The following is a 22,766-nucleotide window of genomic DNA, read 5'->3' as shown; positions in this document are numbered from 1 at the left end:
TATTATATGAAAGAAATATTAGGATTAAAAAAATATGTATACAAAAGGTGATTTTCATATACACTCAATTTATTCAGATGGAAGTTTAACACCAAGTCAAGTTGTAAGATTAGCAAAGGAAAAACAGGTAGATATAATGGCAATAACAGATCATAATAATACAGATGGAGTAGATGAAGCCATTATAGAAGGAAGAAAAAATAATATTTTTGTAATACCAGGAGTAGAACTATCAACTAAATATAATGATTGCAAAGTACATGTATTAGGATATTTTAAAGATGATAGTTATAGAAATGATTTATTAAAGGAAATACTTTCAAATGTTAAAAGGGGAAGAATCAAAGAGATAAGAAAAATATTTAAAGATAAAATTGATTTTTGTGGTTTTGATAATAGATTATGTACTCAAACAGGTGTTGATATACTAAGATTCTTTGGAGCAACAGTTGTTCTTGCACATCCTGTCCTTTTATGTAAAAGAGATTTTGACAATATTATTAATATAAATTTTGATGGAATTGAAGCAAAATATTTTAAAAATACAGAAAATGATACTAAGTATTTTATAGATATTGCAAATAAAAGAAAAATGATTTATACTGCTGGATCAGATTTTCATAATTATATTGAAAGTTATAGACTTCATGGAATGATTGGTGATGTGTATTTAAATAATGAAGAAATTGAAAAATTCTTAAAGGTGTTAAATTAAAATAAAACCAGTAAAAGCTAAATTTTCTATTCATATTTTGAATTAGGGAAGCTTAGTTTTTTTACTGGTTTTTATTATATCCAAAATAATAAATAATAATTTACTAATTTATTTTAAAGTTACGTTTTATATAAAATTAAGAATTTATTTAAAATTATCAACAAATGATAATAGATGAATATAAAAGAATAATTTTACAGAAAATATTTTTATGATAGAGAGAGGTGGAGTTAATGAAAATAAAAATTACTGCTCAAGAATTTGATAGCATAATAAATAGTATAAAAGATAAATATAAAGTTATTGCGCCAGTATCTATACCATATGCGGGACAGTATTCAGATACGGATGTAATTAGATATGAAGAAGTAAGTAGCATTAATGATATTGAATTTAATCGTAAATCCCATTTTACAGCTAAAGAAGTAGTTATGCCAGTTACAGAAACTTTATTTTATTATACAGAAGATCAGTATAAGGTGCCAACTATTGATGAAAGAAAGATATTAGTGTTTATGCGTTCTTGTGATGTTAATGGCTTGCACAGAATAGATAATGTTTACTTAAATAATGGAAAAGAGCCTGATTATTATTATAAAAGACTTAGAGATAAAGTGAAAATAGTTTTAATTGGATGTAAAGAAAGTTTTAGAAATTGTTTTTGTGTAAGCTTTGGAACTAATACAACTGATGATTATTCATTAGCAATAAAGTTTGATAAAGGCAATGTATACATAGATATAAAAGATGATGAATTTAAAGATATTTTTATAGGAGAAGAGATAGATTTTAATATTGATTTTGTATCATCTAATGATGTTAAAGTAAAGCTTCCAGAAAAATTAAATCCTTTAGAAGTAGCAGAAGCAGAATTATGGCGAGAATATGATTATAGATGTATAGCTTGTGGAAGATGTAATCTTTCTTGTCCAACATGCTCTTGTTATACAATGCAGGATATAGTAAGTCAAGATAATCCTAGATGTGGTGAAAGAAGAAGAGTAGGGGCATCATGTCAAATACCTGGATTTTCTTTAATGGCTGGGGGGCATGATGTTAGATTAAGAAATGGAGATAGAATGAGATATAAAACTATGCACAAGATGTATGACTATGGTGAAAGATTTGGCGTACAAATGTGTGTAGGTTGTGGAAGATGTGATGATGTATGCCCTCAATATATATCAATATCTACTGCAATGAATAAGGTAACAGAATTTGTTAAAGGTAAACAAGGGGAGGAATAAGCAATGAAAAATGAATATATTCCTTATAAAGTTAAAATTTTAGATATTATTAAGCATACATCTAAAGAGTGGACTTTTAGAGTAGAAAGAAAATGCGGGGAAATAAATCCAGGTCAATTTTTTGAAATATCAATGCCGAAATATGGTGAATCACCCATATCAGTATCAGGCTATAGTGATGAATATTTAGATTTTACTATTAGAGAGGTAGGAAAGGTTACTGAAGAAATATTTAAATTAAATATAGGTGATACTTTGAGAGTAAGAGGACCTTATGGAAATGGCTTTGAACTTAAAAATTATATAGATAAAGAAATAATAATTGTATCAGGGGGAAGTGGATTAGCGCCAGTTAGAGGGATTTTAGAGTATTTTTATGAAAATATAGATGAATGTAAAAGTGTAACACTTATATGTGGATTTAGATCTCCAGATGATATTTTATTTAAGGAAGACATAGAAAAATGGAAAGCTAAATTTAATGTTATATTAACCGTGGATAAAGGCGATGATAATTATAATGGTAAAGTTGGACTTGTAACAAAATATGTACCAGAACTAAGTATAAATGACAAATGCAATGTTTCAGTTGTAATTGTTGGTCCTCCAATGATGATGAAATTTACAATAATTGAATTCCAAAAGATAGGCATACAAGATTATAATATGTGGGTTTCTTATGAAAGAAAAATGTGTTGTGGACTTGGAAAGTGTGGGCATTGTAGAATGAACACAACTTATATATGTACTGATGGCCCAGTGTTTAATTATGCTTTTGGAAAGAATTTATATGATTAGGAGGTTGATGCAATGGATTTTTTACATGATTTAAATACGAAAAAGACAATGAAAAATGCTTTTAGAATAACTAAAAATAAATATATGACAGCTGTAAGAATTAGAGTTCCTGGAGGTTCTATTTATACGGATACATTAAAGCTAGTTGCAGAGCTTGCTGATAAATATGGAGATGGAAGAATTCATATTACAACAAGACAGGGGTTTGAGGTATTAGGAATTCCAATGGAGAAGATGGAAGAAGTTAATCAAGCACTTCAACCTATCATTGATAATATGGGAACTAATCAACAACATAAGGGAACAGGATATCCATCAGCTGGAACAAGAAATATAACATCTTGCATAGGCAATAATATTTGTCCAAAAGCCCAATATAACACAACAGAATTAGCAAGAAAAATTGAAGACATGGTTTATCCAGATGATTTACATGTAAAAATAGCAGCAACAGGATGTCCTAATGACTGTATAAAAGCTAGAATGCATGATATAGGAATAATAGGAATGTGTTTACCTATTTATGATTCTTATAGATGTATATCCTGTGGAGCTTGTGTAAAAAAGTGTAAACAAGTATCAACTACAGCATTATCTGCAAAAAATTATAAAGTAGTTAGAGATCAAAGTAAATGTATTGGATGTGGAGAATGTGTCTTGGCATGTCCTAATAATGCTTGGGTTAGAAGTCCAAAAAAATATTATAGAATTGTTATTATGGGAAGGACAGGAAAAACAAATCCTAGAATTGCGGAAGACTTTATAAAATGGGCAGATGAAGATACAGTATTAAAAGTAATAGATAATACTTATAAATTTGTTAGAGAATATATAAGCCCAGATGCACCTTATGGAAAAGAACATATTGGATATATAGTAGATAGAGTTGGATATAAAGAATATAAAAAATGGGCTTTAGATGGAGTTGATTTACCTGAATTAGCAGAAGTAAGTGAGAATGTAAATTGGGGTGGAGTACATTACATGAGAAAATAAAAATTTTAAATATAAAAAAATGAAATAAAAATTAAAAGAGTTATTAAAAAAGTGAAAATTATAAATAAGGAGTGATTTATATTGAAGGTTATAAGATCAACTTGTAATTATTGTTCTATAGCATGTAATATGGATTTTCATGTTGAAGATGATGGTTTTATTAAAAGGGTAGTACCTACCGTTGATTATCCTGTAAATAAGGGATTTTGTTGTGTAAAAGGATTAAATTTAGATAAGCAAAATACAGAATTTGAAAATCCGGTATTACCACTTGTAAGAGATAAAAGTGGAGAATTAAAACAAATTCAATGGCAAGAAGCCTTTGATTTATTTGCAAAAAGAGTAACTGAAATACAGGGGAAATATGGAAAAGAAAGCTTTGCATTCTTAAGTACAGGTCAATTAGCTACAGAAGAAATGGCATTAGCAGGACATATAGGAAGAACATTTTTAGGGGGAAATGGAGATGGAAATACAAGGCTTTGTATGGCTACATCAGTAGTTGCTTATAAACAAAGTTTTGGATTTGATGCACCACCATATACATTAAATGATTTAGAACATTCAGATGTAATTATATTTATTGGTTCTAACCCAATAGTTGCCCATCCAATTCTTTGGGGAAAGACTAAAAATAATAAAGAGTGTATAAAAATTGCTATAGACCCAAGAAGGACAGAAACTGTAACAAATTGTGATATGTGGATAGACATAAAGCCAAAATCAGATTTAACACTTTTATATACATTAGCTAATGTTCTTATTGAAAAGGAATGGATTGATAATAATTATATTGAAAACTATACAGAAGATTTTGAAGGTTTTAAGGAACATGTAAAAAAATATACATTAGATGATGTTGAAGAAAAAACAGGAATTTCAAAATTAAGAGTATTAGAGCTAGCAGAAATAATACATAATGGAAAACGAGTATCGCTTTGGTGGACTATGGGAGTAAATCAAAGTTATCAAGCTGTAAGAACAGCACAAGCAATTATAAATATTGCTTTAATGACAGGAAATATAGGTAGACTTGGAACTGGAGCAAATTCTATAACTGGTCAATGTAATGCTATGGGTTCTAGACTTTTTAGTAATACTACTGGTCTTTATGGTGGAGGAGAATATGATAATGAGGCAAGAAGAAAGGCAGTAGCAGAAGCTTTAGATATAGATTCTGAAATGTTACCTAAGAAACCTACATTACCATATAACGTTATAATAGATAAGATAAATTCTGGAGAAATAAAAGCTTTATGGATAATTGCAACTAATCCAATAATTTCTTGGATAAATAATTCAGAGTTTAAAAAAGCAGCTGAAAAATTAGAATTTTTAGTTTTACAAGATATTTATTCAGATACAGAAACAGCAGAGTATTGTGATTTATTATTACCTTCAACTAATGGATTAAAAAAAGAAGGAGTATTAATAAATACAGAAAGAAGATTATCTAAACTTAATCCAGTATTAGAAAAGAAAGAAAATGAACTAACAGATTATGATATTATGCTTGGCATAGGAAAAGCTTTAGGAATGGGAAAATTACTAGATAAATGGAAAACACCAAGAGATGCCTTTGAAACATTAAAAGCATGTACTAAGGGGATGCCTTGTGACATTACAGGTGTAGATTATGATATGCTAAAAGATTCAAGAGGCGTTCAATGGCCATTTAGAAAAGGAGAAAGGTTAGAAGAGGATGAGAGAAGATTATTTGAAGACAATAAGTATTATACACCAAGTGGTAAGGCTAAATTTATATATGAAGATGTAGCACCAGTTCCTTACGAACAATCAAAAGAGTATTCATATTTATTTAATACAGGAAGGGGTACTGTTGGTCAATGGCATACACAAACAAGAACTAGAGAAATACCAGATGTTTCTGCAATAGTTCCACATGAGGGTTATGTAAATATAAATACAGATTTAGCTGATGAGCTTAAAATTAAGGAAAATGAAACAATTAAATTAACATCACCAAATGGAGTAAGTAATAATTTTGTTGTTAAATTAAGTAGAACTATTAAAAAGAATCAAATATATGCACCAATGCACTATATAGAAACAAATTCACTATTACCATCTATATTTGATACATATTCAAAAGAACCTAACTTTAAATATGTACCAGTAAAAATAGAAAAAATAGATTAGGAGATATTTCTATGAAAAGAATAAAAATAGATAGAAAAAAATGTATTGGCTGTTTGACTTGTACAACTGCTTGTAAGGTGTCTCATGGTTCAAGAGATACAAGAGGAAGGATAGTTATTAATAGTGAAGGAAGATTTGTACCAATTTATTGTAGACATTGTACTAGACCAGAATGTGTTTATGCATGTCCAACTGGAGCAATGAGTAGGGATAATGAAAGTAAGTATGTGCTTTATGATAAAAGTAGATGTGCAACTTGTTACATGTGTATAATGGCATGTCCTTATGGAGTTTTAAAAATGGATTATCAAACTAATAGAGAGGTTATGAAATGTGATATGTGTATATCAACAGAACAAAATTTTCCTCAATGTGTAGATAAATGTCCAATGAATGCATTAACTTTAGAGGAGGTGGAAGAATAATGGTATATGTTATAGTAGGAGCATCTGCATCTGGAATTAATGCAGCAAAAACTTTGCGTGAAAATGATAAAGGTATAGAAATAATATTAGTCTCTAAAGATGAATACGTTTATTCAAGATGCATACTTCATCATTTCTTAGATGGAAGAAGAAAAATAAAAGCTTTAGATTTTACTCCAGCAAACTTTTTTGAAGATTATAAAATAAAGTGGATAAAAGGAGTAGAAGTAACAGGAATAGATACTAGTGTAAAAAAATTAAAATTATCAAATGGAGAAGACTTAAATTATGATAAAGTTTTGTTAGCTGCTGGTTCATCATCATTTTTACCGCCAATAGAAAATTTAAGAACAGCAAACAATATAGTTGGACTTAGAAATTTAGATGATGCAATAAAAATTAAAGAAGAAGCTACTAAGGTTAAAAATGTTGCTATTTTAGGAGCAGGATTAGTTGGCGTTGATGTATTAGCAGGTCTTTTAGGTTATGATATAAATATGACTTTAATTGAAATGGGAGATAGAATACTACCACTTCAATTAGATAATTACTCTGCAGAAGTTTATCAGGATAGATTAAAAGAAGAAGGAGTAAATTTTAAATTTGGAGTAAGAGCTGAAAAAGTTATAGTAGATGATAATAATAATCCAGTTTCAATAAAATTAAATACTGGAGAAGAAGTGCCTTGTGAATTAATAATAGCATGTACAGGTGTCAGAGCAAATATAGAATTTTTAAAAGATAGTGGTATAGAATGTGATAAATTTGGTCTTATAATTAATTCAAAAGGTGAAACAAATATAAAGGATGTTTATGGAGCTGGAGATATAACAGGAAGAAATCCTATATGGCCTACTGCCGTTAAAGAAGGAATTATTGCAGCAAATAATATGTTAGGTAAAGAAGTTTATATGAATGACTTTTTTGGAAGTAAAAACACCATGAACTTTTGTGGAGTTGCAACAATGTCTTTAGGATTAGTAAATAAGCCAGATGATAGTTATACAGAAGAAACGCAAGTAAAAGGAAAAGACTACAAAAAGATAATTCATAAAGATGGAATAATATATGGTGCTATAGTTCAAGGTGATTTATCTTATGTGGGAGTATTAACACAACTTATAAAAGAAAATATTGATATAAGAAAAGTTAAAAAATCAATATTTGATATAGATTATTCTGATTTCTTTAATGAAAAAGAAAATTTAGAATTTGTATATTAATATAAATAAAAAAATAAGTAGATATTAATAGAATTTAGCTTGTTTTAAGGTAAATAGTCATAATTCTAAAATAATCTACTTATTTTTTATTTTTATAATTTAAATTCATTATCAAATGATATAACTGATAATACCATAAAATAAGTACACATATTAGTTATAAACATATAATAAAATTATCAAATGATAATAGGAGTGGTATTGTGAAACATAGATATGACGAATCGAATAAGGTAACATTAATATCAATTTTACTTAATGTAGTATTAACTATATTAAAAATATTAGCAGGGCTTTTAGGAAATTCTACAGCAATAATATCTGATGGATTACATTCAGCATCAGATATTATAACTTCTATTGGAATTCTTATTGGAAATAAAATTTCAAGAAAGCCAAGAGATGAGGAGCATCAATATGGTCATGAAAAAGCTGAAAGTTTAGTTTCTTTTATATTATCTTCAGTACTTATTATTGTAGCCATAAAAATAGGATATGATGGTGTCAAAGAGTTATTTAATATAAATAATATATTAGTTCCTAATGCTTTACCTCTTATTGTAGCAATTATTTCAATAGGAATTAAGGAGTATCAATATCAAATTACAATAAGAGTAGCAAAGAAAATTAATTCATCATCATTAAAGGCAGATGCATGGCATCATAGATCAGATGCACTTTCTTCAATAGCTGCATTTATTGGTATTGGAGGTGCAATGCTTGGATTTAAAATATTAGATCCCATTGCATCAATAATAGTAGCTATAGTTGTTGTAAAGGTAGGAGTAGATATATTAAAATCATCTTGTGATGAATTAATGGATAGTTCTATTAGTAAGCAGGATATTAGTGAAATTGAAGCATTAGTAAGTAAAAGTGATAATATATATGGGATAAAGGATTTTAAGTCTAGAAAGTATGGTTCAGTTGCTTATGTTGATATGAGTATTTTAATTGATAATGATAAAACTTTAGAAGAAGCTCATGATATTGCAGATGAATTAGAAAAAAGTATAATTTCTAATTTAAATTATATTAAAGAAATAAATATTCATACAGAACCTTATAAAAATTAAGCTTATTTTAAAGTCGGATTTTATCTGACTTTTTTTATTTGTAATTTTGGGTTTAATAGAAGTATAATAAATTATTAATTTAAAATATCTTTATAATATTAAAATTAATTAGGGAAGGATAAAAATTTTAAATGAGAATAAATAAATATTTTAGTAATTTGGGAATTTGTTCAAGAAGGGAAACTAATAGATTAATTGAAGAGAAAAGAGTTATTGTAAATGGTGTTTTATGTGAAAAGGGACAATGGGTAGAAGAGTGTGATGAAATATTATTAGATGGAGAAAGAGTAAGGGAAAAAGAAAGAATATACATAGCTTTAAATAAACCAATAGGTATAACTTGCACAGCAGCAGAAAGTGTAGAAAATAATATAATAGATTATATGAATTATGGTCAATATATATTTCCTGTTGGGAGATTAGATAAAAATTCTCAAGGATTAATAATAATGACAAACGATGGAATATTATCAAATAAGATATTAGAAGCGGATAATTTACATGAAAAAGAATACATAGTGACTGTTGATAAAGTAATTGATGATGAGTTTATTAATAATATGGAAAATGGAGTAGATATAGGCTATGCAATAACAAGAAAGTGCAGAGTATATAAAATAAGTGATGATACTTTTAATATAGTTTTAACACAAGGACTTAATAAGCAAATAAGAAGAATGACTAAAGCTTTTGGATATAATGTAGTAAAATTAGAGAGAGTTAGAATAATGAATATAAAATTAGATAATATAGAGTATGGAAAATGGAGAAATCTTACTTTTGAAGAGGTTGAAAAATTAAAAGAATTAGCCTCATATAAAAAATAGATAGGAATTTATATCCTATCTATTTTTTATATGAAATTTTTAAAATTAACTTTTATTATCAACTTATTCCTGAATTACACATGGATAAATAAATTCATTTGTAGAGCTTAATTTACCACCACCACTAGTACGTTGAATAACAACTATCGATGAGTTAGGCTCTAATATTATATCATTTACTACAAGTGTATTAGAATCTATAAATTCAGTTTTAGTATATTTACCATTTATATAAATTTTACTAAATTCATTAAAATTTATACCTTTTACAACAAGGTTTTTAGTGTGTAATTTATTTGTTTCTTCAAATGATTCAATATTTTCTGAAGAGATATTTTCTTCAGTATTTTCAGTTTCAATAGATGGTTCTTCATTTATATCAGTTTCGTTTTGGGTAACAATTTCTTCATAGACATCTGTTATAGAAATATCATAAGTTCCCATTTTTAAATCAGTTGCTATAAATGGATTAGTACCATTATAAATATATTTTTCACCATATAACATATCATATTGTAATAATTTTAAATCTGTTAAATAGTCACTATTATTTTTAAATTGATCATGATATTTTGTTAAGACACCATTATCTATATTTACACTATTTAATACAGATGATGTTAATTGATATGCTGTTAAATCTTGATCATTTTTTTCCATATCAAAATTACTCCAAACAACATATTCAGTTTGGAAAATAGAGTTATTAACTAAATCCTCATCTTTAAAACCTAATGTTGGTAAGTGATCTCCAAATAAAACTAAAACAGTATCTTCATCAATATTAGAAAGTGTTTCCACTAATTCTCCAATAAATTGGTCAACTTCATAAACTTGATTTATATAATATGTGAAAGAATTTGTAGTAGCTTCATCAGGTAATCCACTAACTTTAATTTGTGGGTTTTCTAGTATTGGTTCACTTGGATAATCACCATGAGCTTGTACTGAAATTGTATATACAAAATCTGAACCTTCAGTAGAGTTAAAACATTTAAGAATTTCATCAGTAAGGTAAAAATCTTTTGCCCAATCCTTTGGAGTATATTCTTCAACATTCATGTATTCTAAAGATGTGAATGTATCAAATCCTAACTGTGAAAATACTGAGTTTCTACCATAAAAAGTTCCTTTGTTATTATGAATAGCATGAGTTGAATAACCTAATTCTTTTAAATCGTAGTTTACACTTTCAGCAGTACTTTCTTTAAGAATAGTTTTATATGGATATTCTCCAGGCCCAAAGAACTGTAAGCTCATACCAGTTAACACTTCAAATTCTGTATTTGCAGTACCAGCACCAACAGATGGAACTGTTAAATATCCAGAAGAAAAGTTTTCTTTAAGTTTTCTAAAGTTAGGTACTGGATCTTGAGAAAATTGTAAATACTTAACTAATGTTGGATCAAAGAATGATTCTAATTGAACCATTACTATATTTGGTTTATCAGAGTTTGTTTCGTTATTTAATCCACCATCTTTGCTAGCTAGTAAAATATTATTATTTCCAAGTTTATTATTTAGATTATTTGATGAAATTAAATCAGAAATAGAAGCTATTTTTTCTTCAGAATAATCTCTTGGTTTATCAATACCTGTATTTAATAAAGTATTAGAAAAACAGTAAGGAAATCCATAATCTTCATAAGCAAATGCAATATTACCAAAATAAGATGCAATTATATTAAATCCTAAAGCAACTTTTGTTGAAAGGAAAAGGAAAGCCCATACTGATGTAATGATTAATATATTTTTCTTATAATTAAGTTTTTCTTTATATTTAGGTCCTTTAAAAAATAGTACTATAATTCCTAAAACTACAACACCTAAAAGAATAGCTATAAGTGTAGTAGTAAATGGAGATAAATATTTAGATATCATTCCAAGTCCTAAATCAGCAAGAGTTAAATCAGTAGCAGTAAAGGGGGTTACCCTATTACTTAGTATTATTCCATTAGTTACACCAAAGCCTAACCATATAGTACTTATTAAAGCAAATAAAAAGGTTCTTCTTTTAAATAATAATACAATAGATAGTGTAGATAATATAATTAATGAATTATATAAAAATACTAATGGAGATCCTAAGATATATCCAAAAGTATTACCTAAATTTCTTCTACTACAAAGTTCAATAATAAGGTTAATAATTAATGGAGCTAATAAAAATTTCAAAAATGAGCGATTTGATTGCTCCTTAAAAGAAAATTTCATAAAAAATCCTCCTGTAATTTATATTTGTGTATTAAATATTTTTTAAACAAAAGTTAAGTTATTGTTAAATCAAAATAATTATACAACTATTAATTACATATTCCAAGAACTTGAAATCGGTAACATGTAATATTTAAGAAAAAAATAAAAAATGTAACAAAAAATTAATAATCTGTAATCATAAATTTAGTAAAGTTTAATAGCGAAGCCTTATATATTTTAGTTTATTAACAGGAGGTTGTCTTTATGAAAATTATGGATATAATTAAAAGGAATAAAGAGAGGGGATATAAAATGAATAATAAAGTTTTTATTATAGAAGATGAAGAAAAAATAAGAAGAGAATTAAGTGAGTTTTTAAATAGATATGGTTATGAAATAGAATGTTCAAATGATTTTGAAAATATAGTTGAAATTGCATTAAAATCAAATTCTAATATTATTTTATTAGATATTAATTTACCGTATTATGATGGATATTATATCTGTAGAGAAATTAGAAAGAAGTCTAATGTTCCAATAATAGTGGTTACAAGTAGAAATAGTGAAATAGATGAACTTATGAGCATGAATCTAGGAGCAGATGATTTTGTTACTAAGCCGTATAATACTCAAATTCTATTAGCTAGAATTTCATCACTCCTTAGAAGAACTTATCAAAATATATCATTAGAAATTTTTGAATTTAAAGGTCTTAAATATAATATGTCTACTAGCGAAATGGAGTTTAATAATAATAAGTTAGAGTTAACTAAAAATGAAAGCAAAATTCTTCATACTTTAATTAAGAATAAAGAAAAAATTGTATCGCGAAATGAATTAATGAAATTATTATGGCAAAATGATGAGTTTGTAGATGATAATACATTAACTGTTAACATAAATAGGTTAAGAAAAAAGTTAGAGGAAATAGGAGCAATTGATTATCTTCAAACTAAGAGGGGGCAGGGATATATTTTAATATGACATTTGTAGAATATTTTAAGGAAAAAGCTATATTTATAATAATTAATTTATTTGTTTTGATTGTTACATCTTATTTGTTAAATGGGCTTAATGTATCTTCATATGCAATATTTTTAGTATGTATTTTTAATTTTTTATCTAATGTATCTTTTTTTATTTATGATTATTTAAGAAAAAGTAAGCGTTATAATATTTTATTAAAAAAGTTATATGAATTAGATAAGAAGTATTTTATTAGTGATGTTACTAGTTCAGAAGATTTTTTAGAAGATAAAATTTTAAATGAAATTATAGAAAAATCAACAAAATCTATGAAGGATGATATAGGTGAAGCAATAAGAAATGTTACTGAGTATAAAGAGTATATAGAATTATGGGTTCATGAAATAAAAACTCCTATAGCTACTTGTAGGCTTTTAATAGAAAATAATGAAAATAAGGTTACTGAAAGTATTGAAGAGGAAATATTAAAGGTAGAAAACTATATAGAACAAGTTTTATTTTATGCAAGAAGTAATGCAGTAGAAAAAGATTATTTAATTAAGGAAATTAATTTAAAGAGTTCTATTAATTCTGTAATTAGAAAAAATGCTAATATTTTGATAGCAAAGGGGATTAAGGTTGATATTAAAGATATAGAAAAGATAGTTTATTGTGATGGCAAGTGGATTGAATTTATATTGCATCAAATTATAAGTAACAGTATTAAATATATGGATAAAAAAGAAAGTGTTTTAAAAATATATAGTGAAACTGTAGGAAATGATATTCTTTTAAAGGTTTGTGATAATGGAATTGGAATGGATAAAAAGTGTATATTTAAGGCTTTTGAAAAAGGATATACAGGTGAAAATGGAAGAAAATTTGGAAAATCAACTGGAATGGGATTGTATTTGTGCAAAAAGCTTTGTGATAAATTAGGATTGGGAATAAGCATTAAATCAAAAGAAGGAGAAGGAACAGAAGTTTCTATATTATTTCCTATAAATGATATGGTGAAATTTTAATATTAAAACTAGAATAACTTTATTAAAAAGAAGGGACAAAAATATATTATAATATTTAAAGAAAAGAATAGTTTAAAAGAAATAAGTCTTAAAGATAAATTAACCCATAACAAATAATTATTAGTTGTTATGGGTTAAATATTTTTTATTTAGTAAAAAGTGATTTTTTTAATAGTATCATAAACCAAATAAGAGATATACCTAAAATGGTATGTGCAGTCCCTGCAATATGAGGAAGACCTATAAAATCTTTATTTAATACTTCTAATATTCCACGTGCAACTAAAGTAGAAATTAAAGATACTAAACCAATGTTATAAGTTATAAGCCAACCAATAAAGTATTTAGCAGTTGAGATATTAAATAGTTTTTCTAAAATAATTAGAATTAGGAAAAAAATAAATCCCAAAACTAAAGTATGTGTATGAGCTGAACTTAATTTTGTAATACCAGTAAAGTTATTAAATTTAGTAAACTCTCTAAAAAATACACCTAATGCTAGTCCTAAAATTAGATAAAAAAATGATAAGTTAAATAGTTTTTTCATGTGTTTCACCTCTTATTAGAAAATTATTATCTTTTAAAAATAATTATACAATTAATCTAACAAAAATGTAAGGTTTATGTTATATAGTTCTATGGATAGTAAGAAATAGTGGTTGTAAAATTTAAATATATCAAGAAGCGCTTTAGAAATATAAGATATAAATAATTTTGGAGGCTATATATGGAAAATGAAGTTTTAAAGGTAAGTAGTATAGAGAAATATTATGGAAATAAAAGCAATATAACAAAGGCAATTAATAACATTAGTTTTACTGTTGAAGAGGGAGAATTTATTGGGGTAATGGGAGCTTCAGGAAGTGGTAAAACTACGTTGTTAAATTGTATTTCAACAATTGATAAAGTAAGTAGTGGTCATATTTTTATAAATAATAATGACATTACAAAATTAAACTCTAAAAAGATAGCCAAATTTAGAAGAGAAGAGTTAGGATTTATATTTCAAGACTTCAATCTTTTAGATACATTAACTTGTTATGAGAATATAGCATTAGCATTAACTATTTCAAGAGTTAATCATAAGGAAATTGACAGCAGAGTTAAGAAAATTGCAGATAAGCTTGGAATTATAGAAATCTTAAATAAATATCCTTATGAAGTATCTGGTGGTCAAAAACAAAGAGTTGCATGTGCAAGAGCGATAATAACAAATCCGTCATTAGTTTTAGCTGATGAACCAACAGGAGCATTAGATTCAAAATCATCAAAAATGCTTCTTGAAAGCTTAGAACATTTAAATAAAGAATTAAGTGCAACTATTATGATGGTAACTCACGATGCTTTTACAGCAAGTTATGCAAGTAGAATTTTATTTATTAAAGATGGTAAAATTTTTAATGAGTTAATTAGAGGAAATGATACTAGAAAAGAGTTTTTTGATAAAATAATCGAAGTTGTTACTCTTCTTGGAGGTGACCAACGAGATGTATTTTAAACTAGCTACAAGAAATTTAAAAAAGAGTTTAAGAGATTACACAATTTATTTTTTAACATTAGTATTTGGAGTTTGTATATTTTATACTTTTAATTCTATTGAATCTCAAAAAATAATGATGAATTTAACAGAAGAACAAGCAACAGCATTTCAAATGATAAATTTAGTTATGGGAGTTGCTTCGGTATTTATTTCGTTTGTATTAGGATTTTTAATAGTTTATGCTAATAACTTTTTAGTTAAAAGAAGAAAAAAAGAATTTGGTATTTATATGACATTAGGTATGGAAAATACACAACTTTCTAAATTGATATTTGTAGAAACAATGTTAATTGGAATTATTTCTTTAGCAGTTGGTATAGCCTTAGGAATTTTACTTTCACAAATGCTATCTATATTTACTGCTAAGTTATTTAAAGTAAATTTAGTTAATTTTACTTTCGTATTTTCAAAGGTTGCATTTATTAAAACAATAGTTTGTTTTGGATTAATTTATTTAGTAGTTTTAATTTTTAATTCTTTTACTATAAGAAAAGTAAAATTAATAGATTTATTAACTTCTGAAAAGAAAAATGAAAGATTAAGAGTAAAAAATATTTGGGTATCTGTAGTAGTATTTATAATAAGTGTTGTAATGATAGGTTTAGCTTATTATATAGTGATAAAAAATGGAGTTGCAATAGCCAGTCCAGTAACTTTAGGGATTCCAGTATTATTAGGAGCTATTGGAACATTATTATTTTTCTTTTCATTATCAGGATTTTTATTAAAGGTCATGCAAAGTAATAAAAAATTCTATTTAAAAGATTTAAATATGTTTGTTTTAAGACAAATAAATAGCAAAATAAATACTACCTTTATTTCAATGACCTTTATTTGCTTAATGTTATTTATTGCAATATGTACATTTTCGAGTGGACTTGGAATTAGTAAGGGACTTAATAAGGATGTCGAAGATTTAACTCAATTTGATATGAGTTTGTGGAATTTAAATGGAGATAATATTAAAAATGAGTTAGGAAAAGATAAGTTAAGTAGTATATGTAATTATGCCCAATACACAAATTATATTACTGATGTAAAATATAGTGAATTTTTAAATGAAGATGGAATTAAGACGGGAAGTAGTTATTATCCTGTATTTACAGATAGTTATATTAATGCAATTACAATATCTGATTTTAATGAATTACTAAGATTATTAGGAAAAGAAGCTATAAATTTAAATAAAGATGAATATTTAGTTTTTAGTGATATAGAAGATATGCAAAAGTCTATAGAAGAATCTATAGATAACAAAATTAAAATTAGTATAAATGGAAAGGAGTTAACTCCAGCAAATAATGAAGTTTTTAATATTGTGGCTTACGATTCAACTATGAAAAATAATATTTGTACATTTGTAGTAAATGATGAAGTAGTAGAAGAATTGAAGCCTATTAACACTTATTTAAATTTAAATTATAAAAATGATAAATTAAACGTAGAAAATTCCATAAATGAATTAATAAAAGATAATAATGATAAAAATGAAGCTAAAATATATTATGCGACAAAAGAAAGTATTAAATCTACTATGACAGGGCTTGGAGCAACAGTTTCATATTTAGCAATTTATATGGGAATTATATTTTTAATAACGAGTGCAGCTGTTTTAGCTCTTCAACAATTATGTGAGTCAGCAGATAATATTTATAGATATGATTTACTTAAAAAGGTTGGAGTTGATGAAATAATAATTAATAAATCTTTATTTGTTCAAGTTGGTATATATTTTATGATTCCATTATTAGTTGCATTGATTCATTCTATAGCAGGATTAAAATTCGCACAAGGAGTAGTTTCTATAGTAGGTGATGGAAATATGATGAAATATATATTAATTACTTTAGTAGTGCTTGTAGTTATATATGGTGGATATTTTATTTCCACATATAATGGGGCAAAGAAGATGATTAAGTAATTTACTAAATTTTCACTTTATGGTAAAATTGAAAAGAGTTAAATTGAACTTATAGTGTTTTTTTATAAAAATACAGCAAATTTAAAATATAAAAAGGGATGAGATGAATATGATACAATCATTGTTTTAATGTTAACTGATATTTTAACAATAAAATTAAGTGATTTTAATACATTTCATATAACACCAAATTTAATTCCACTTAAATCCACAATAAATGATTTTATACAATATCCATCAATTGTATTAGAACAAATACTTTTAAATGTTGTATTTTTTATACCATTTGGGTTTCTATGTTCAATGATATTTTTAAATCAAAAAAAGAGTTTTATAAAAATAACTGTTTTTTCATTAATATTTACATTTTCTATAGAAATTCTTGAATATCTTGTTGGAAGATATTTTGATATTGATGATATATTATGGAATGTTATTGGAGCTATTTTAGGAATAATTTTATATAAACTTTATATGAAGTTAGGTAAGGTTTTTATAGGACTAGGTAGTATAAAAAAAGAAACGTGTTAATAAAATATATTAATATAAAATTAGAAAAATATTTTTAAAGCTGTTCGAAAGAACAGCTTTTTTGTTATAGAAATAGTTAACTTATTTTAACATAAGAGAAAATATTGTTAAAATAGGTTAACTTTCTCATAATATGTAGTTAATCTTAGAAAAGTATCCTAAATTAAGAAGATATGTTTGAGGGAGGATTAATATGGCAGAGCAATCTTTAAAATTAAAAAATATGAAAAATAAAGATTTAAGTAGAAAAATATTATTAAAAAGTAAAATTAAATTAAGGAAAAAAATAGAACCATATTTTTATTTAATACCTACATTTATCATATTTACTTTATTTGTATTTTATCCATTTATAAAAACAATAATAATGAGTATGTCAACTACTAATATAAGAGGACAAATTAAAGATTTTATTGGATTGGAAAATTTTAAAGAAATTTTAACTTCACCTGAGTTTTATAATTCAATATTTGTAACTTTTAAATTTGTATTAATAGTAGCAGCACCATCTGTAATTATTGGATTTTTGTTAGCATTATTAGCAAATAATAAATTAAAGGGAAGTAGAATTTATGAACTGATGTTTTCATTACCAATGGCAATAGCATCTGCACCAGCAGCAATAATATGGACGATGATTTTTCATCCTACAAATGGGGTACTCAATCATTTATTGGGAACACAAATTGGATGGTTAACAAATTCAAAATTTGCATTAATATCAGTTGCTATAGTAACTATTTGGTTAAATATAGGATTAAATTTTATTTTTTTATTAACAGGTTTAAGAAACATACCAAATGAGCTTATGGAAAGTGCAGCAATAGATGGAGCAAATTATTTAACTAAAGTTAAGAATATAATAATACCCATGGTATCACCTCAAATGTTTTTAGTTGTATTTATGAATTTAATAAATGCTTTTCAAGCTTTTGGACAAATAAAATTATTAACACAGGGAGGTCCTGGAGATTCAACTAATGTTTTAGTTCATTCTATTTATAGGGAAGCATTTTTTAATGGTAGATTTGAAATGGCTTGCGCCCAAGCACTTATATTATTTGTAATTATGATGATAGTTACATTATTACAATTTAAGTTTGAAAAGAAGGGAGTACATTATCAATAATGAATAAAAGCAAAAGAAATAAATTGATATTAACTATATTAAGTATATTTGTTGGATTGTTAATTACTTTTCCACTTTTATATGCGTTAAGTTTAAGTTTTATGGATCAAGGAGAAATGACTAAATATCCACATAAAATTATTCCAAGTAGATTAACATTAGAAAATTTTAAAACTGCACTAAACACAGTACCGCTTTTAAAATTTATAGCTAATAGCTTTATTGTTTCTATATGTGTTACGGTAGGACAAGTTATAACAGCTAGTTTAGCAGCTTACGCCTTTGCTTTTTATGATTTTAAGGGGAAAAAGCTTTTATTCTTAATGGTTTTATCAACTATGATGATACCAACAGAAACCACAGTTATATCAAATTTTCTTACAGTAAGCTCGTGGGGATGGAATGATAGTTTAAAAGTTCTTATAGTGCCATTTTTAACATCAGCTATGGGAGTTTTCTTGATGAGACAATTTTATTTAACAATTCCAAAGGAAATAAGAGAAGCTTCTAAAATTGATGGATGTGGAAATTTAAAATTTTTATTTAAGATTTTAATACCTATATCAAAGCCAGCAATAGCATCTCTAGCTATTTATGTATTTATTAATACTTGGAATCAATATTTATGGCCATTATTAACAATAAATAATGGAAATAATAGAACAGTTCAAATAGGAATAAGTATGCTTCAATACTCAGAAGGAAGTAGTTATAGTGTGGTTTTAGCTGGAGCAATATTAATATTAATACCATCAATATTAATATTTATATTAGGTCAAAAGCAATTAGTAAAAGGTATGACTGCTGGAGCAGTTAAAGGATAAATAAGAATAAAATTTAATTAATAGTGAGGAAATGAAAATGAAAAAAAGATTATTAACAATAGTATTAACATCAATTTTAGGGGTTACATCTTTAGTTGGATGTTCAAATAACTCGTTAGCTAGCAATAAAAGTTGGGAAAATACTAAAATAACATTTTGGCATTCTATGGGGGGAAAAGGTGGAGAAGCTATAAATTCATTAGTAGATGAATTTAATAATTCACAAGATAAAATTAATGTAGTAGCAGAATATCAAGGAAGTTATGATGATTCGATAAATAAACTTAAAAGCTCAGCTTTAAGTAATTCAGGACCGGATGTTATGCAATTATATGATATTGGAACTAAGTGGATGATAGATAGTGAATATGCAATACCTATGCAAGATATGATAGATAAAAATGACTATGATATAGCATCTTTAGAAAAAAATATTTTAGATTATTATACTATAGATGGAAAATTATATTCTATGCCATTTAACAGTTCAACACCAATTTTATTTTATAATAAAACGGCATTTTCAGAAGCTGGGTTAACAGATAAAGATATTCCAACTAACTTTAAAGAAATAATAGAAGTATCTAGTAAACTAGCAGTTAAAGAAGGAGATAAGGTTTCAAGATATGGATATGCAATGCAAATATATGGTTGGTTTTTTGAACAATTTTTAATTAAACAAGGGTTAGATTATGCAAATGAGGGGAATGGAAGAAAAGGAGATGCAACTGAAGTTGTATTTAACTCTAATGATGGAGCATTAAATATTATTGAAGGATGGAAGGAGCTTGTAGATTCTGGTGTTGTAGGAAACTTTGGTAGAGACTCGCAAAATACATTAGATGCTTTTTCATCAGGTAATGTTGCAATGATAGTTGCGTCAACTGCTAGTTTAGGAGATTTAAAAAGTAAAATAGGTGATAATTTTGAATTAGGGACAGCATACTTTCCATCAGTTTTAGAAAGAGATAATGGAGGAGTATCTGTTGGAGGAGCTTCTTTATGGATAATGAATAATGGTGATGATGAAAGAGAAAATGCAGCCTTTGAATTTATTAAGTTTATGGTTTCAGAACAAACACAAGTTAAGTGGTCTCAAGCAACGGGATATTTTTCAGTTTCTAAAAAGGCTTATGAATTACCAGAGATGGTTGAATATTTAAATAAAAACCCAGAATTTAAAACAGCTATTGAACAATTAAGAGAAGAAAACAATAGCTCAGGAGCTATTTTAGGTATATTCCCAGAAGCTAGAGCATCTATAGAAGAAAATATTGAAAAAGTATTAAATAATGAAATAACTTCTAAAGAAGCTGTAAAAAATATGTCAAAAACAATTAATAGTGCATTAGAAAAATATAATAAATCAAATAAATAATATCTATTTAAGAAAACCTAAAGGAGAAGTAATATGAAAAAAACTATATTTTTCGATGTAGATAATACATTAGTTTGTAGAGAAAAAAATAGAATATGTGATTATACTATTAAAGGGATAGAAGCTTGTAAATGTAATGGAGTAAATGTGGCAATAGCAACTGGAAGATCACTTGCTATGGTTAAACAAGAAAGTTATTATAATATGTTTAATACTATAGTAAGTGCGAATGGTTCTTTAATTACAATTGATAATGAAGTAATTTATAAAAAATTTATGAATAAAGAAATGGTTAAAAATATTATTGATTATTTTGAAAAATATAATATATCATACTGTTTACATTTATTAGATAGAAGTGTTGGAAAGATAGAAAGTAAATGGATAAGAGATTTTTCAGAAAAATATAATATGAAAATAGAAAAACTTGAAGATGAAATATTAAATAATATATGTAATTATGAAGTTTTTCAGATAAATGCTAATATTCATAAAGAAGATATTAATAAATTAGTAAATAATTATAATATGTTTAAATTTGTTAAGTTAATAGATATAAATGATGGATATGATATATTTAATGCTTATTGTAGTAAGGGGGGTGCAATTAAATATATTAAAAGTATAACTGAAAAAGAAAATATTAAATATTTTGCTTTTGGAGATGGATTTAATGATTTAGAAATGTTTGATGAAGTAGACTTTTCTATAGCAATGGGGAATGGATGTATGGAGTTAAAGGAAAAAGCTAACTTAGTAACAGACCATATTAATAATAAGGGGATATATAATGCTTTAAAAACATTAAAAATAATATAGTAAATTTAAATAGGAGATGGTATTATGATAAATTTTGCACATAGAGGTGCTAGTAGGTATTATCCAGAAAACACAATATTATCTTTAAAAGAAGGAATAAAAGGTGGTGCAAATGGTCTTGAAATTGATGTTCATAAAACTAAAGATAATGAACTAGTAGTCATACATGATGAAGATATTGAACGTACATTTAAAGGAAAAGGCTTAGTTAAGGATATGACATTAGAAGAGTTAAAAGCTTTTAAATGCAGAAACAAAAACTTTGAAGATAATATAGAGTGCAAAATTCCTACTTTAAAAGAAGTATTAGAACTTGTAAAGTCTACAGATATATTATTAAATATAGAATTAAAAACTGATGAAATACATTATAAAGGAATAGAAGAAGATGTAATTGAATTAGTAAATAAATATGAACTTAAAAAGCAAGTAATATTATCAAGTTTCAATCATGAATCTATAAAGCTTTGTAGAGAAATAGATAGGGGATTTAAAACAGGGTTATTATATTATAAGTCTATAGAAAATATAATTGAATATTCTAAGAAGCTTGGAGCAACTGCAATACATCTTGATTTAAAATTAGTGACAAAAGAACTTATAAAGGAAGCAAATGAAAATAATATTAAGGTAAATGTTTATACTGTTAACAATCCAATTTATATGAGAAGTTTAATTGAAGCTGGTGTTAATGGAATTTTTACTGATTATCCAGATTTATTAAATGAAATTATAAATGGTGAATTATAAGAAATTATAGAAATATATTTACTCCTAGGATTAATTTAAGAGAGATTAATCCTAGGAGAATTTTTTTATAATAAATTAAAAAAACTAAAAAAAGTACACTAAAACTAAATATTGTAAACTGTAAAATAATAAACTTAAGTGTTATCATTTACATATGCTGAAAATTAAAATTTGTTAGTTTAATTTTAAGTCATATATGAAAATTTGGAATTTGTAGTTG

21 protein-coding genes are annotated in these 22,766 nt (G+C 25.9%); 19 read left to right on the top strand and 2 right to left on the bottom strand.

Annotated elements, in window-relative coordinates; all coding sequences use genetic code 11:
• The first annotated feature begins 34 nt into the window (after positions 1 to 34).
• From QZ321_RS04600 to QZ321_RS04560, 9 genes are all read left to right on the top strand, one after another.
• Positions 35 to 715, top strand: coding sequence for a PHP domain-containing protein (locus tag QZ321_RS04600; protein WP_291747447.1), 681 nt, complete (start codon positions 35 to 37; stop codon positions 713 to 715).
• Positions 716 to 948: 233 nt separating this feature from the next.
• Entirely contained in the window at positions 949 to 1,962 is a 1,014-nt protein-coding gene (gene asrA, locus QZ321_RS04595; protein WP_291747451.1) for an anaerobic sulfite reductase subunit AsrA, read from the top strand.
• Positions 1,963 to 1,965: 3 nt separating this feature from the next.
• Complete coding sequence (asrB, locus tag QZ321_RS04590; RefSeq protein ID WP_291747455.1) at positions 1,966 to 2,760, top strand: anaerobic sulfite reductase subunit AsrB; 795 nt, start codon at positions 1,966 to 1,968, stop codon at positions 2,758 to 2,760.
• Positions 2,761 to 2,772: 12 nt separating this feature from the next.
• Complete coding sequence (gene asrC, locus QZ321_RS04585; protein ID WP_291747458.1) at positions 2,773 to 3,756, top strand: sulfite reductase subunit C; 984 nt, start codon at positions 2,773 to 2,775, stop codon at positions 3,754 to 3,756.
• A gap of 81 nt (positions 3,757 to 3,837) precedes the next feature.
• Entirely contained in the window at positions 3,838 to 5,916 is a 2,079-nt protein-coding gene (locus QZ321_RS04580) for a molybdopterin-dependent oxidoreductase (protein WP_291747461.1), read from the top strand.
• Positions 5,917 to 5,927: 11 nt separating this feature from the next.
• Positions 5,928 to 6,341 carry a 4Fe-4S dicluster domain-containing protein gene (locus tag QZ321_RS04575; protein ID WP_291747464.1) on the top strand — a complete coding sequence of 138 codons (414 nt, stop codon included), beginning with the start codon at positions 5,928 to 5,930 and terminating at the stop codon, positions 6,339 to 6,341.
• Entirely contained in the window at positions 6,341 to 7,564 is a 1,224-nt protein-coding gene (locus QZ321_RS04570; protein ID WP_291747467.1) for an FAD-dependent oxidoreductase, read from the top strand. The genes QZ321_RS04575 and QZ321_RS04570 overlap by 1 nt, the downstream gene beginning before the upstream one ends.
• A gap of 203 nt (positions 7,565 to 7,767) precedes the next feature.
• Positions 7,768 to 8,640, top strand: coding sequence for a cation diffusion facilitator family transporter (locus QZ321_RS04565; protein ID WP_294196307.1), 873 nt, complete (start codon positions 7,768 to 7,770; stop codon positions 8,638 to 8,640).
• 131 nt (positions 8,641 to 8,771) lie between these two features.
• Entirely contained in the window at positions 8,772 to 9,467 is a 696-nt protein-coding gene (locus QZ321_RS04560) for a pseudouridine synthase (RefSeq protein WP_291747472.1), read from the top strand.
• A 63-nt stretch (positions 9,468 to 9,530) separates the two neighbouring features.
• Here QZ321_RS04560 and QZ321_RS04555 read toward each other — a convergent pair whose 3' ends face one another.
• Positions 9,531 to 11,681, bottom strand: coding sequence for an alkaline phosphatase family protein (locus QZ321_RS04555; RefSeq protein WP_291747475.1), 2,151 nt, complete (start codon positions 11,679 to 11,681; stop codon positions 9,531 to 9,533).
• A gap of 255 nt (positions 11,682 to 11,936) precedes the next feature.
• Here QZ321_RS04555 and QZ321_RS04550 point away from each other — a divergent pair, with 255 nt between their 5' ends.
• Together QZ321_RS04550 and QZ321_RS04545 are read left to right on the top strand one after the other, a co-directional pair.
• Positions 11,937 to 12,647 carry a response regulator transcription factor gene (locus QZ321_RS04550; RefSeq protein WP_291747561.1) on the top strand — a complete coding sequence of 237 codons (711 nt, stop codon included), beginning with the start codon at positions 11,937 to 11,939 and terminating at the stop codon, positions 12,645 to 12,647.
• Entirely contained in the window at positions 12,644 to 13,654 is a 1,011-nt protein-coding gene (locus QZ321_RS04545) for a sensor histidine kinase (RefSeq protein ID WP_291747478.1), read from the top strand. The genes QZ321_RS04550 and QZ321_RS04545 overlap by 4 nt, the downstream gene beginning before the upstream one ends.
• A gap of 145 nt (positions 13,655 to 13,799) precedes the next feature.
• Here QZ321_RS04545 and QZ321_RS04540 read toward each other — a convergent pair whose 3' ends face one another.
• Positions 13,800 to 14,201, bottom strand: coding sequence for a DUF2871 domain-containing protein (locus QZ321_RS04540; protein ID WP_291747481.1), 402 nt, complete (start codon positions 14,199 to 14,201; stop codon positions 13,800 to 13,802).
• Between the two features lie 180 nt (positions 14,202 to 14,381).
• Here QZ321_RS04540 and QZ321_RS04535 point away from each other — a divergent pair, with 180 nt between their 5' ends.
• The 8 genes from QZ321_RS04535 to QZ321_RS04500 all read left to right on the top strand — a co-directional run bounded on the left by QZ321_RS04535 (position 14,382) and on the right by QZ321_RS04500 (position 22,546).
• On the top strand, positions 14,382 to 15,152 hold the full coding sequence (locus QZ321_RS04535) for an ABC transporter ATP-binding protein (protein ID WP_291747484.1): 771 nt from the start codon (positions 14,382 to 14,384) through the stop codon (positions 15,150 to 15,152).
• Positions 15,142 to 17,115, top strand: coding sequence for an ABC transporter permease (locus QZ321_RS04530; RefSeq protein ID WP_291747488.1), 1,974 nt, complete (start codon positions 15,142 to 15,144; stop codon positions 17,113 to 17,115). Before QZ321_RS04535 ends, QZ321_RS04530 begins: the two co-directional genes overlap by 11 nt.
• A 129-nt stretch (positions 17,116 to 17,244) precedes the next feature.
• Positions 17,245 to 17,646 (top strand): VanZ family protein, encoded by a 402-nt coding sequence (locus tag QZ321_RS04525; protein WP_291747491.1) that lies wholly within the window; start codon positions 17,245 to 17,247, stop codon positions 17,644 to 17,646.
• A 193-nt stretch (positions 17,647 to 17,839) separates the two neighbouring features.
• Positions 17,840 to 18,775 carry a sugar ABC transporter permease gene (locus QZ321_RS04520; protein WP_291747494.1) on the top strand — a complete coding sequence of 312 codons (936 nt, stop codon included), beginning with the start codon at positions 17,840 to 17,842 and terminating at the stop codon, positions 18,773 to 18,775.
• Entirely contained in the window at positions 18,775 to 19,599 is an 825-nt protein-coding gene (locus QZ321_RS04515) for a carbohydrate ABC transporter permease (protein ID WP_291747498.1), read from the top strand. The genes QZ321_RS04520 and QZ321_RS04515 overlap by 1 nt, the downstream gene beginning before the upstream one ends.
• A 37-nt stretch (positions 19,600 to 19,636) precedes the next feature.
• Positions 19,637 to 20,977: an ABC transporter substrate-binding protein gene (locus QZ321_RS04510; RefSeq protein WP_291747500.1), complete on the top strand. Its 1,341-nt coding sequence runs from the start codon at positions 19,637 to 19,639 to the stop codon at positions 20,975 to 20,977.
• Between the two features lie 33 nt (positions 20,978 to 21,010).
• Positions 21,011 to 21,796: an HAD-IIB family hydrolase gene (locus QZ321_RS04505; RefSeq protein WP_291747503.1), complete on the top strand. Its 786-nt coding sequence runs from the start codon at positions 21,011 to 21,013 to the stop codon at positions 21,794 to 21,796.
• A gap of 24 nt (positions 21,797 to 21,820) precedes the next feature.
• The gene (locus QZ321_RS04500; protein ID WP_291747507.1) at positions 21,821 to 22,546 is read left to right on the top strand and encodes a glycerophosphodiester phosphodiesterase; all 726 of its coding nucleotides are present in this window, start codon (positions 21,821 to 21,823) and stop codon (positions 22,544 to 22,546) included.
• Positions 22,547 to 22,766: the final 220 nt, after the last annotated feature.

The organism is uncultured Clostridium sp. (assembly GCF_910588715.1).
Taxonomy (GTDB): Bacteria; Bacillota; Clostridia; order Clostridiales; family Clostridiaceae; genus Clostridium.
Note: the sequence above shows the minus strand (reverse complement) of the source record. Positions and strands in the feature narration are given on the sequence as shown.

Bases quoted from the DNA above. Each gene is read 5' to 3' on its own strand.
- asrB (WP_291747455.1), top strand. From the start codon at position 1,966: ATGAAAAATGAATATATTCCTTATAAAGTTAAAATTTTAGATATTATT.
- QZ321_RS04500 (WP_291747507.1), top strand. From the start codon at position 21,821: ATGATAAATTTTGCACATAGAGGTGCTAGTAGGTATTATCCAGAAAAC.
- QZ321_RS04570 (WP_291747467.1), top strand. From the start codon at position 6,341: ATGGTATATGTTATAGTAGGAGCATCTGCATCTGGAATTAATGCAGCA.
- QZ321_RS04545 (WP_291747478.1), top strand. From the start codon at position 12,644: ATGACATTTGTAGAATATTTTAAGGAAAAAGCTATATTTATAATAATT.
- QZ321_RS04505 (WP_291747503.1), top strand. From the start codon at position 21,011: ATGAAAAAAACTATATTTTTCGATGTAGATAATACATTAGTTTGTAGA.
- QZ321_RS04535 (WP_291747484.1), top strand. From the start codon at position 14,382: ATGGAAAATGAAGTTTTAAAGGTAAGTAGTATAGAGAAATATTATGGA.
- asrC (WP_291747458.1), top strand. From the start codon at position 2,773: ATGGATTTTTTACATGATTTAAATACGAAAAAGACAATGAAAAATGCT.
- QZ321_RS04525 (WP_291747491.1), top strand. From the start codon at position 17,245: ATGTTAACTGATATTTTAACAATAAAATTAAGTGATTTTAATACATTT.
- QZ321_RS04550 (WP_291747561.1), top strand. From the start codon at position 11,937: ATGGATATAATTAAAAGGAATAAAGAGAGGGGATATAAAATGAATAAT.
- QZ321_RS04575 (WP_291747464.1), top strand. From the start codon at position 5,928: ATGAAAAGAATAAAAATAGATAGAAAAAAATGTATTGGCTGTTTGACT.
- QZ321_RS04520 (WP_291747494.1), top strand. From the start codon at position 17,840: ATGGCAGAGCAATCTTTAAAATTAAAAAATATGAAAAATAAAGATTTA.
- QZ321_RS04515 (WP_291747498.1), top strand. From the start codon at position 18,775: ATGAATAAAAGCAAAAGAAATAAATTGATATTAACTATATTAAGTATA.
- QZ321_RS04555 (WP_291747475.1), bottom strand. From the start codon at position 11,681: ATGAAATTTTCTTTTAAGGAGCAATCAAATCGCTCATTTTTGAAATTT.
- QZ321_RS04560 (WP_291747472.1), top strand. From the start codon at position 8,772: ATGAGAATAAATAAATATTTTAGTAATTTGGGAATTTGTTCAAGAAGG.
- QZ321_RS04530 (WP_291747488.1), top strand. From the start codon at position 15,142: ATGTATTTTAAACTAGCTACAAGAAATTTAAAAAAGAGTTTAAGAGAT.
- QZ321_RS04510 (WP_291747500.1), top strand. From the start codon at position 19,637: ATGAAAAAAAGATTATTAACAATAGTATTAACATCAATTTTAGGGGTT.
- asrA (WP_291747451.1), top strand. From the start codon at position 949: ATGAAAATAAAAATTACTGCTCAAGAATTTGATAGCATAATAAATAGT.
- QZ321_RS04540 (WP_291747481.1), bottom strand. From the start codon at position 14,201: ATGAAAAAACTATTTAACTTATCATTTTTTTATCTAATTTTAGGACTA.
- QZ321_RS04600 (WP_291747447.1), top strand. From the start codon at position 35: ATGTATACAAAAGGTGATTTTCATATACACTCAATTTATTCAGATGGA.